9 protein-coding genes are annotated in these 11,063 nt (G+C 63.9%); 8 read left to right on the forward strand and 1 reads right to left on the reverse strand.

Annotated features, from left to right (window positions below; genetic code table 11):
* The 5 genes from ACH2DW_RS14600 to ACH2DW_RS14620 all read left to right on the forward strand — a co-directional run.
* The coding region (locus ACH2DW_RS14600; protein WP_394930477.1) for a VWA domain-containing protein at window positions 1-1,160 on the forward strand (1,160 nt) is incomplete at its 5' end.
* Between the two features lie 32 nt (window positions 1,161-1,192).
* Window positions 1,193-1,654, forward strand: a complete 462-nt coding sequence (locus tag ACH2DW_RS14605; protein ID WP_394930478.1) for a hypothetical protein — start codon at window positions 1,193-1,195, stop codon at window positions 1,652-1,654.
* Window positions 1,655-1,756: 102 nt separating this feature from the next.
* Window positions 1,757-2,647: a cobalamin-dependent protein gene (locus ACH2DW_RS14610; protein WP_394930479.1), complete on the forward strand. Its 891-nt coding sequence runs from the start codon at window positions 1,757-1,759 to the stop codon at window positions 2,645-2,647.
* A gap of 48 nt (window positions 2,648-2,695) precedes the next feature.
* A complete protein-coding gene (locus ACH2DW_RS14615) occupies window positions 2,696-3,430 on the forward strand; it encodes a hypothetical protein (RefSeq protein WP_394930480.1) in 735 nt (244 codons plus the stop codon).
* A 4-nt stretch (window positions 3,431-3,434) separates the two neighbouring features.
* The gene (locus ACH2DW_RS14620; protein ID WP_394930481.1) at window positions 3,435-5,072 is read left to right on the forward strand and encodes a DNA polymerase Y family protein; all 1,638 of its coding nucleotides are present in this window, start codon (window positions 3,435-3,437) and stop codon (window positions 5,070-5,072) included.
* Window positions 5,073-5,137: 65 nt separating this feature from the next.
* On the opposite strand, the gene ACH2DW_RS14625 is transcribed toward ACH2DW_RS14620, so the two are convergent.
* Window positions 5,138-6,109, reverse strand: a complete 972-nt coding sequence (locus ACH2DW_RS14625) for a response regulator transcription factor (RefSeq protein WP_394930482.1) — start codon at window positions 6,107-6,109, stop codon at window positions 5,138-5,140.
* Here ACH2DW_RS14625 and ACH2DW_RS14630 point away from each other — a divergent pair.
* The 3 genes from ACH2DW_RS14630 to ACH2DW_RS14640 form a co-directional block, all read left to right on the forward strand.
* Window positions 6,090-6,653 (forward strand): NUDIX hydrolase, encoded by a 564-nt coding sequence (locus ACH2DW_RS14630; protein ID WP_394930483.1) that lies wholly within the window; start codon window positions 6,090-6,092, stop codon window positions 6,651-6,653. The two genes, ACH2DW_RS14625 and ACH2DW_RS14630, sit on opposite strands and share 20 nt — an antisense overlap.
* A 24-nt stretch (window positions 6,654-6,677) precedes the next feature.
* Window positions 6,678-10,166: an error-prone DNA polymerase gene (locus ACH2DW_RS14635; protein WP_394930484.1), complete on the forward strand. Its 3,489-nt coding sequence runs from the start codon at window positions 6,678-6,680 to the stop codon at window positions 10,164-10,166.
* A gap of 77 nt (window positions 10,167-10,243) precedes the next feature.
* On the forward strand, window positions 10,244-11,063 hold an 820-nt coding region (locus ACH2DW_RS14640), incomplete at its 3' end, for a hypothetical protein (protein WP_394930485.1).

Raw genomic sequence — 11,063 nt, forward strand, 5'->3', positions numbered from 1 at the left:
AAAGCGAAGGCGCCGGGGGTACGGAGGGCGTGGAGGAGCAGCAGCGAGGTCCGCAGGAGCCAACGTCGCGCAGTGCTCCGGGGTCAGCGCCAGCACTCGGTGGTGACGACAAACGAGTCGATGCAGCCCTTGGAGCCCTGTATGACCGAGACGATGCGAGCTCGAATACTGGTGCGCGTGGCAAACGACGTGGCGGCAAACGGGCCGGTGGGTTGGGACGATCGAAGCCGGGTGTGGTGCGATGGCTCGGCGATATTCGCACGTACTTCCCGACCCCGATGGTGCAGATCATGCAGCGCGACGCGGTCGAGCGACTCGACTTGAAGCAGCTGCTCCTTGAACCCGAGCTGTTGCAGTCGGTCGAGCCCGACATTCACATGGTGACGCTGCTCGTCGAGCTCAATGCGATGTTGCCTGACGAGACTCGCGCAACCGCACGCCAAGTGATCGCGAAGGTGCTTGCCGACATCGAAGCGCGTCTGGTCGACCAGACGCGTCAGGCAGTGCGCGGGGCCCTCGCCCGATCGGCACGAACCCGTCGCCCACGGCCGGGCGACATCGACTGGAATCACACCATCGCTGCGAACCTGCAGCACTGGCTCCCCGAACATCGCACGGTGGTCCCCGAGCGTCTGATCGGCCACGGCCGTCGTCAGCGCAGTCTCGCCAAGGATGTCGTGATCGCGGTCGATCAGTCCGGGTCGATGGCCGACAGCGTGGTGTATGCGTCGCTGTTCGGCGGTGTGCTCGCGCAGTTGCCGGCGCTGCGCACACGGTTTGTGGCGTTCGATACCGCCGTCACTGACCTGACTGCATTCCTGCACGATCCGGTCGAGGTCCTCTTCGGTGTCCAACTCGGTGGGGGTACCGACATTGCGAATGCGCTTGGCTACTGCCAGCAGCTGATCGAGCGGCCGCGGCATAGCGTGTTGTTCCTGGTCACGGACTTGTACGAAGGCGGCAACGTCGCCACGATGCAGCGGCGCGTTGCTGAGATCGTTGCATCAGGCGTGCAGGTCGTGGTGTTGCTGGCGCTGAGCGACGAGGGAGCTCCGGCGCATGATCACGCGCAGGCAGCGGCGCTCACGGCACTGGGAGCGACCGTGATGGCGACGACGCCGGCAGAATTCCCACAGGTACTCGCTGACGCACTGGCCTGATCAGCACACTGAACGTGTAGGTTTTCGCCCGTATGGGTCAGCTGGTCGCCGTCACTGAGAAGCCGAGTTCCACGCCTGGCGTGGTGCGTTTCGAGATCAATCGGACACTGTCTGGGCAAGGACACGAGCGGTTCCGCTCGGTGCTCGATGCGCATGGCAACACGCCATCCGATGAACTCGCTCGCCGTCTCTTTGGGACCGGCCAAGTCGCTGGCGTTCACGTGTACTCGAACATCATCACGGTTGACCTCGAAAAGGGCTTTGACTCGGCCGGGCTTTCCGATCTGGTCCGTGACATGTACACGTACTGGAAGCCCGGCGTTGAACCGCCATCGTTAGCCGATCTTCAGCCGGCAGAGCCCGCTGCTGCTGAAGCAGCCCCGAGCGGTGGCGGTGGCGACGACGCGCTGAGTGCCGTGGCACAACTCGTGCCGATGCATCTGCTCCAGCGTGGCAAAGCGGCTCGCGAGAAGTGGAACGCCAAATCAGGCTGATGTCGACGTCCGCGCCTTGCTGACGTGTGAACCAATCTCACCGCACGGTGCCAGCTCGTGGGATTGTGCGGCATATCGTCGCGCTGATCGAAGAAGCGACGTATGGCTGACGATGTCCTGACCCTCCATGAAGCTGCCGAGGAACTCGGCGTGCACTACATGAGCGCGTATAGGTACGTGCGCCTGGGTTTGCTCGATGCGACCAAGCGCGGCGGTGTCTGGAAGGTGGAACGCTCATCGATTGCGGCCTTTCGGGCGGGTTCGAATCGTTCACCGGTTGCGGCTGGCAATCGTGCTCCATGGAGCGAGCGACTTGAGTCGCGTCTGATCGGCGGTGATGCCCAGGGCGCATGGGGCGTGATCGAAAAGGCAATGGCGTCGGGAATGGGACTCGACCGGGTCTATCTCGATGTGCTCACCCCGGCTCTTGTCAGGATTGGTGAGCGGTGGGACGCTGGTGAACTTGACATTGCGATCGAACACCGCGCCAGCGGCATCGCCATGCGGATCATTGGTCAGATCGGACCGAAGTTCGTTCGTCGTGGGCGCTCGCGCGGGGTGGTCATCGTGGCATCACCGACTGGCGAGCAACATGGATTGCCGTTGGCGATGCTGAGTGACCTGCTGCGACTTGAAGGGTGGGAGGTGACCGACCTGGGTGCAGATCTGCCAGCGCCGTCACTGGTCCGTCTCATGCAAGACACGCCTGACGCAGTGGCGATCGGGCTCTCTGCGTCGTCGCCGGAGAGCCTTGCAGCGCTGGCCGAAATGTGTGCCGCCGTGAGCGCCGCGGCGCCGCAGCTGCTTGTGGTGCTCGGCGGCGGGGCGATCCAGGACCGCGACCACGCAGTGGCGCTCGGTGGGCATGACTGGGCAACGACCAGTGAGCAGATGAGTGATCTGATCGAAGCGCATCTTGCTGCTCAGGGCCGTGTTGTTCAGAACAGTGTTGTTCAGGACCGTGTTGTTCAGAATGAGGTTGCCGCGGACTGAATCAATCACTTCTTGCTGTCTCGAACGTTTGTTCGATACAGTGCTGCAATGACGATTTCTTCTGCGCTGACCGCTCCTGCGTTGAGCGAGGTGCTCACGGCGCTCGGTGATCGAGTGGCCCCGGTATCGATGGCGTTCGAGCGGACGCTGCCCACGCCGGCCGACTGTGCCGAACTTTTTGCCGAAGGAGGGCTGGTACGTGGCCGGACGTTGTCGTCCACGGGCCCGGCGGCCACCACGGTCATGCTGCGGCTCGTCGCTGCCGCCGTCGAAGCGGGGGGATGGATGGCGGTGATTGACGTGCCGACGCTGGGGCTTGATGCCGCGAGTGAATTGGGCATTGCGCTCGAGCGCGTCGTGGCGATCGACACTCAGGATGCAGGCGTGTGGGCCGATGTTGTTGCAGCAGCAGCTGATGGCTTCGAAGTGTTGGTCACTCGAGTGCCGAGTGAGGTTCGGCCGTCAACGCTGCGCAAGGTGGTCACACGATTGCAGCAGCGCGGTGTCGTGATGATGGTCGTCGGCGACCCCGGACCGCTGGCATGTGACGGCGTGATCGACACTGGCCGTCAGGTCTGGACCGGTGTTGGAGCTGGATGGGGTCGGCTGGAGCAGCGTGTTGTCGAGGTCACCGCAGCGGGACGTCGGCTCCCCGGTCAGCGCTGCCGAACAATGGAGTTCCCGGTGCCCGAGTTGCATCACGCTGAGGCGGATAACGTTGAGATGGCTGGCGTTGAGGCGGAGGGTGCACCGTCGATCCATCAGCTCTCCACTGCGAGTTAGTGCCATGGTGATGCGCATGGTCACGGTGTGGCTTCCTGACTGGCCAGTCGTTGCCGCGGGCTTCGACGGAAATCTGCCGGCGGCGGTGATGTCGGCAAACCGGGTGGTGGCCCGCACCGCAGCAGCGGCAGCAGAAGGGGTGGTGATCGGGCAGCGCCGGCGTCAGGCGCAGCGTCGGTGTCCGGAGATCGAATTGGTCGATCACGATCCTGCTCGGGATGCGCGCGAATTCGAGCCGGTGGTCCGTGCTGTTGCCGAGGTATCTCCGCGGCTCGATGTGATCGAGCCCGGATGGGTCAGCCTGGCGGCGCGAGGGCCATCGAAGTACTTCGGCGGCGACGCTGCGGTGGCCGAGCACTTGCAGCACGTCGTTGCTGAGGTCGGGATGGTGGTGCTCGCCGGTGTCGGTGTGGCTGACGGGCGATTCTCGTCGAGCGTGGCGGCTCGATTGTCGGTGCGTCGAGACAGTCCGGTGGTCGTCGAACCAGAGCAGTCGCCGGCCTTTTGCGCGTCGCTTCCGATCGGGTGGTTGCAGACACTTGGTGAATCCGACCCGGAAATGATCGATCTCTTCACTCGTCTCGGCCTGCGTCGCCTCGGTGACCTCGCGGCGCTCGATCCTGCTGACGTGCTCGGACGGTTCGGACACCCGGGGGTGCACGCGCACCGTTTGGCTGCGGGGGCTGATGTTCGTCCATCAAGCACCACTGACCCGGCCCCGGAGCGCCGACTCGACCAGGTCCTCGACGATCCAGTGGCGCAGGCTTCTGCAGTGGTGTTTGTCGCGAAGCAGTTGGCTGACGAGCTTGGGCAGTCCTTGGCGGCGACCGGGCGGGTGTGCACTCGGCTGGTCGTCGAACTCGAGACCGAGCACGGTGAACGATCTGAGCGGTCGTGGTACCGGTCAGCGGGGTTGAACGCGCCAGCAATGGTTGAGCGAGTGCGTTGGCAGCTCGATGCCTGGGTCAATCTGCCGCGCGGGAGCGAGCACGAGATCACCGGCGGCATCGCGCTGATCCGGTTGACGCCTGATGAAGTGCGTGCCGACGTCGGGAGCCAGTTGGGGCTGTGGGGTGGGCAGTCCGAAGCCGACCGTCAAGCGGCGCGGACCATTGCCCGGCTGACCAGCATGACATCCGACGATGCGGTCACCGTGCCGGTCTGGAACGGAGGTCGGTTGCCGGCTGATCGATATCGATGGGTTCCGGCCTCGAACGTCGATCTCGACGGGCGGGCGCGGGCAGTGTCGAGTGCTGGCACGGGGAGTGGTCCCAGCGGTCCGTGGCCCGGGGCATTGCCAGCCCCGTCGCCGTCGACGGTTTTCGCTGATCCTCACCCGGCCGAGGTGCTTGACGACGTCGGGCAGCCCGTGCAGGTGAGCGGTCGAGGCGTGGTGTCGGCGCCACCGGCTCAGTTCCGGCTGATGTCCGGTGACGAAGCATCAGGGTGGCGGCCGGGTCGGACTCGCGATATCGCGGCCTGGGCGGGGCCGTGGCCGATTGACGAGCGGTGGTGGGAGCCGGAAGGTCACCGGCGTCTTGCTCGGTTCCAGGTGATCACTGAAGACCCTGCAGGGGACCAGCGCGGCTACCTCGTCGTCGCCGAGCATCGCCGGTGGTGGGTCGCTGCCCTCTACGACTGACTCGGATCGTGACGGTGACCGTGTTGGTGGGCCCGCGGGATCTTGGTGGCGTCGGAGGTGACGCGTCAGGCAACGCCGACGGTGTCGGGGATTTCGATGACGGCGGGGATTTCGATGGCGTCGGTGACGTCGTTGGCGAGACGGAAGCCCACACCACGAACGGTATGGATCACCTTCGTGCCCGGAGCTGCCTTGTCGAGCTTGCGACGCAGGTTCGACAGATGCACGTCGACGACATGACTGTCACCGACCCATCGAGGGCCCCAGACGGAGTCGAGCAGCTCTTCGCGAGTGCACACCTCAGTGGGTCGACGGCAGAGCTGTTCAAGCAAGGAGAACTCGATGCGAGTGGTCTGTACTTCTTCGTCGTCGACGCGGGCTTCGCGTCGGCCAAGGTCAATGGTGAGCGGGCCGAGCACGAGTGACGAGACGGGTGTCGTCTCGATGCGCTGTTGGAGCTGACGCGGGCGGCGGAGCATGGCATGGCAGCGCGCAGCGAGTTCATCGACGTGCAGTGGAGTCGAGATGGCATCGTCGGCGCCAGCGTGCAGTACGGCGGCGCGGACTCGGTGTTCGCCATGGCCGGCGACGCACAGCATGTACTGCTCGGACGAGTGGCGAAGCATCTCGAAGAGTGGGCGACCTTCAGGCGACATCAGTCGTGCATCGACGAGCAAGATGTCAGGAGAGAACGACTGGGCAAGCATGATGGCTGCCTCTGCATGGGTCGGGGCACTCACGCAGAAACCGCTGGCACGGAGACCGGCCACGGCGATGCGTCGCAGATCGGTGTCTGAGACTGCGATCAGGATGCGTGGTGCAAGATTTGTTTCAAGGTCCATGTTGAGTTCTTCCGCCGTCTGGGGCCACAGCCGAGTGATTGGCTCGGCTGGGTCAGTGGTCATTTGTTCGCTTTCAGTGGTATCGGTCAGGAGTTTCTGGAACTCAAGAAGAAATGAGGAGCGGACGGCATCGATGTGATTTGGAATGACGATGTGGGTGGCGAAAGATGGAACGGTGCGCCACGCTGCAGTCATTGCTCGACTCCGTCGAGATGTCATCGCCAAGCAACCTGTCGACGACCGCGAACGTCAGTCACTGCGCGCCTTCGTCGAGGCGTTTGATCAACTCGACGAACCGTTTGCGCAGGAATCGAACTCGATCCACGTCACCGGTTCGGCCTTGGTGGTGGGGCCGCGCGGTGTGGTGCTGTTGAAGCACAAGCGGCTCGGTTTCTGGTTGCAGCCGGGAGGGCACATCGACCCAGGTGAGTCGCCGTGGGCAGCCGCATTGCGTGAGGCTCGCGAGGAGACGGGGCTCGAGGTGCACTTTGTCGGGCCGCTCGATGACGAGGGGGTTCCAGAGCTGTTGCACGTCGATGTGCACCCCGGTGGCCGAGGGCATACGCATCTCGACGTGCGGTACTTGCTCGATGGGGGCGACGCCGACCCTGATCCGCCGGAGGGCGAGAGCCAGGAGATTGGCTGGTACGACTGGGAGGCTGCTGTCGAGCAAGCCGACCCCGGCTTGGAAGGCATCTTGCGCTTTCTCCAACGACGTGGACTCGATTTGCACGAATAGAACGTTTGTTCGATACTTGTGTGGATGGGGTTCAATCACCCGTCCTGGTCCTGGAGCGAACTTGAAGCCACACTGTCTGATCAGCCGCCGCGCTCGGCTCCGCAGGCCAAGTCGAATCGTGATGGACGGGCCCCCGGCAGCCCGTCGTGGAATGCGGGTGGCGATGGGCCGGCATGGAGCCGTCGGCGTCAGCCCTTCGAAGCGCCAGCTGACCTGACAGCTCGAACACGAGCCGCTGCGGTGCCGTATGCCGAGCTGCACTGTCACTCGAACTTCTCGTTCCTCGATGGCGCATCGCACCCCGAAGAGCTGGCCACCGAAGCAGCGCGCCTCGGCCTCGAAGCGTTGGCCGTCACCGATCACAACGGCTTCTATGGCGTCGTCAGGTTCGCCGAGGCCGCCAAAGTCGTGGGGTTGCCAACCGTGTTCGGCAGCGAGATCACGCTCACGAGCGGAGTGGCGAGCAGGGTGCGTAGATCTGAAGCCGACACCCAGCAACAGATCGCCACCGGACTCGTGCCCGATTCGCACGCTCCCGACCCAGCAGGGACGCATCTACTCGTGCTTGCCGATGGCGTCGACGGATACGGCCGGCTCTCGCGAGCGTTGAGTATCGGGCACCTTGCCGGCGAGAAGGGCGCGCCCCAATTCGCGTTCGGTGATCTCGCCGACGCCCTGAGCGGACACGCCTGGGTGCTCACCGGCTGCCGGAAAGGGGCAGTTCCGGCAGCGTTGGCCACCGATGGGGTGGCTGCAGCGCGACGCGAGCTCCAATGCCTCATCGAAGCCTTCGGACGCGACCGGGTTCTTGTCGAGTTGTGGGATCACGGCGACCCGCTTGATTCGGCACGCAACGACGCGCTGTTCGAACTGGCCACACAGGAACGTCTGGGATGTGTGGCCACCAACAACGTGCATTACGCCACACCGCCACAACGCAAGTTGGCCGCGGCGCTTGCTGCAGTCAGGGCACGTCGCAGCCTGGCCGATCTCGATGCGTGGCTGCCTGGAGCATCAGGAGCCCACCTGCGATCCGGGGCCGAACAGTTGCAACGTTTCGCGAGGTACCCCGGCGTAGTGGAGCGTGCTGCTGAGATCGGGCGCTCCGCTGCGTTCGACTTGGCGCTCGTTGCACCGAATCTGCCGCCGTTCCCGTGCCCGCCTGACCCAAGTGGCCGGCCAATGACCGAGATGGAGCACTTGCGCGGCATCGTCGAGCGAGGCGGCCGTGGGCGCTACGGCGAGCGGCCCACGCCCGCCTCTGTGACAAACGGAAGGATGGTCGAGGACCTGTCCTTGCGGGCTCGAGCATGGCAGACGATCGACCGCGAACTCGCGCTGATCGATCAACTCAACTTCGCCGGGTATTTTCTGGTCGTGTGGGACCTGGTCGAGTTCTGTCGCCGATCCAACATCTTGTGCCAGGGCCGGGGGAGCGCTGCCAACTCAGCGGTCTGTTATGCCATCGGGGTCACCGCGGCCGATGCCGTGTCGCTCGGCCTGCTGTTTGAACGTTTTCTGTCGCCCGAGCGCGATGGCCCGCCCGACATCGACATCGACATCGAAAGTGATCGTCGCGAAGAGGTCATCCAGTACGTCTACGAGCGGTATGGCCGGCATCACACCGCACAGGTCGCCAACGTCATCACGTACCGGGCGCGCTCGGCAGTTCGTGACATGGCCAAGGCGCTCGGGTACGAGCCGGGACAACAGGATGCTTGGGCAAAACAGGTCGACGGCTGGGGCGGCGTCCGCGTGACGATGGAACAGGACGATTGTTCCATTCCGCAGTCGGTGCTCGACCTCGCGCTCGAAGTCGAAGACGCTCCACGCCACCTCGGCATCCACTCGGGCGGGATGGTCATCTGTGACCGACCGGTGATCGAAGTGTGTCCTGTCGAGTGGGGACGGATGGACAAGCGATCGGTGCTGCAGTGGGACAAGGACGATTGCGCAGCCACCGGTCTGGTCAAGTTCGACTTGCTCGGACTCGGAATGCTCTCGGCGTTGCACTCCGCCATCGACCTCGTTCGCGAGCATCGTGGCTACGAGATTGACCTCGCCACGCTCCCGCAAGATGACGACGTGTACGCCATGTTGTGTCGAGCAGACACCGTCGGCGTGTTCCAGATCGAATCGCGGGCGCAGATGGCCACGCTGCCGCGACTCAAGCCGCGCCGGTTCTACGACCTGGTGGTAGAAGTGGCGCTCATCCGCCCGGGGCCGATTCAGGGTGGGTCCGTGCATCCGTACATCCGGCGACGGAACGGTAAGGAGCAGGTCACGTACCTCCATCCGTTGCTCGAGAACTCACTCGGCAAGACCTTGGGCATCCCTCTGTTCCAGGAGCAGTTGATGCAGATGGCGATCGACGTCGCCGGATTCACGCCAGCCGAGTCCGACGAGTTGCGTCAGGCAATGGGTTCGAAACGGTCAGCTCGTCGGATGGAGCAGCTGAAGGAACGGCTGTATGTCGGCATGGAGGGCAATGGCATCACCGGTGACATCGCTGACGAGCTGTATCTCAAGATGAAGGCGTTCGCGAACTATGGGTTTCCCGAGTCGCATTCGGTGAGCTTTGCGTACCTGGTGTATTCGTCGTCGTGGATCAAATATCACGAGCCGGCGGCTTTCTGCGCAGCACTGCTCAATGCGCAACCGATGGGGTTCTGGTCGCCGCACACCTTGGTACGTGATGCTCGTCGGCACGGGGTCGTCGTGCGCACCCCCGACCTCAATGCATCGTTGGCCGGCGCCACTTTGGAGCCGTGTGAGGAAGATGGGCCAGGAGCATCAGTCGGCGGAGTCGCCGTTCGTCTCGGGCTGGGATCGATACGCGGTATTGGTGCCGACCTGGCCGACAAGATCGAGTCCGAGCGCAAGCAGCGTGGCCAGTTTGGCGATACCGAGGACCTGGTGCGCCGCGTCCCTGCGCTGCAGCTTCCACAGCTCGAAGCGATGTCCACCGCTGGGGTGTTCACCGAATGCTTCGGGCTCGACCGACGCGAAGCGATGTGGACCGTGGGAGCCACCGTGCAGTCGCGCCCGGGACGACTTGCGGGCATCATCACCGGTGACGCGGCACCACGTCTGCCAGGGATGACGCCGGTCGAAGAAGCAGTGGCCGATCTTTGGGCCACCGGCGTGTCGCCCGATGGGCACCCGACTCAGTTCGTCCGCAAGGAACTCGACGCGATCGGAGTGCTCACCTCGGCGCAATTGTGGGATCCCGAACCCGGCTCGATGGTGCATGTTGCCGGCGTGGTCACCCATCGTCAGCGGCCACAGACTGCGCAAGGTGTCACGTTCCTCAACCTCGAAGACGAGACCGGGCTGATCAATGTTGTGGTGTCGAAGGGCTGCTGGCAGCGCTTCCGGAACGTCGCGCGCGAAGCGTCGGCAATGGTCATCCGAGGTCGTCTCGAACGTTCCGAAGGCGTGATCAACATCGTCGCCGAGCGCCTCGATCCGCTGCCGATGTCGGGCACCATTGCAAGCCGCGATTTCCGTTGACCCGAGTCGTTCTGGATTGACTCAAGAATGTTCCGGTATCGACCGCTGAACGTTGCAAACCTGCTACAAACAGTGAGATGACTGACGTTCCTGGTTCTCCCGCCGGCAATCCTGGCGACTTGCCCCCTCTTGGGGGGAACCCGACCGATCCGACCATCGTGCAGCCCATCACGGCGGCAGGTGCGCCATTCAATCCGGCACCCGGTGGACCGGTCCCGAAGGAGGACCAACCGTGGTACCGCGGTCCAGGCGGGATCGCCGCTGGCGCCGCAGTGCTGGTCGTCTTGCTTGGCCTCTTGCTGTTCGCTCTGTTCGGCGGAAGCGACGATAACGATTCGGTCGTCAGCACCGACGTTGAAGATTCTGTCCAACTCGAAATCACCCGGATGACGCGTACCGAAGAGGGCGTTCCGGCCACGCTGACCGCCACTGTCATCGGGCCGGTTGCTCGGCCGGCGGACTACGGATGGATCCTCCCGCCTGGCGCACAGGCACCAGAGCCCGCCGTGGGCTCAACCGACGCATCGGGCAAACTCAAGTTTGCCTGGGCGCCAGTCGCCACCCCGACCCCTGAGACCACCTGGTCGTCAACAATCACCATCACCGAGGTGTTGCCAGCAAATGCCACATTGCTGGCAACCAGCTATGAGTGTGTGCTCAGCCGCGGCGATGTGAAGTCGAACATCACCATCTTCGTCAAGACCTCGACGGAGCCAGTGACTGAACCGCGCAACGTCGTGTACAGCTTCAGCGGAGTCAAGTTCGTGCCGGGCGACTCCGCGACCTGTCCAATCTTGAGTGGTGATATGAACGTCGAACCCACAACTACGACCACGCCCGAAACAACTACGACCACGCCCGAAACAACTACGACCACGCCCGAAACAACTACGACCA

It is taken from the genome of uncultured Ilumatobacter sp. (genome assembly GCF_963980585.1).
GTDB lineage: Bacteria > Actinomycetota > Acidimicrobiia > Acidimicrobiales > Ilumatobacteraceae > Ilumatobacter_A.

What these genes read in the sequence shown, in the direction of transcription:
- ACH2DW_RS14635 (WP_394930484.1), top strand. Translation starts at nt 6,678, where the DNA reads ATGGGGTTCAATCACCCGTCCTGGTCCTGGAGCGAACTTGAAGCCACA.
- ACH2DW_RS14610 (WP_394930479.1), top strand. Translation starts at nt 1,757, where the DNA reads ATGGCTGACGATGTCCTGACCCTCCATGAAGCTGCCGAGGAACTCGGC.
- ACH2DW_RS14620 (WP_394930481.1), top strand. Translation starts at nt 3,435, where the DNA reads ATGGTGATGCGCATGGTCACGGTGTGGCTTCCTGACTGGCCAGTCGTT.
- ACH2DW_RS14625 (WP_394930482.1), bottom strand. Translation starts at nt 6,109, where the DNA reads ATGACTGCAGCGTGGCGCACCGTTCCATCTTTCGCCACCCACATCGTC.
- ACH2DW_RS14615 (WP_394930480.1), top strand. Translation starts at nt 2,696, where the DNA reads ATGACGATTTCTTCTGCGCTGACCGCTCCTGCGTTGAGCGAGGTGCTC.
- ACH2DW_RS14605 (WP_394930478.1), top strand. Translation starts at nt 1,193, where the DNA reads ATGGGTCAGCTGGTCGCCGTCACTGAGAAGCCGAGTTCCACGCCTGGC.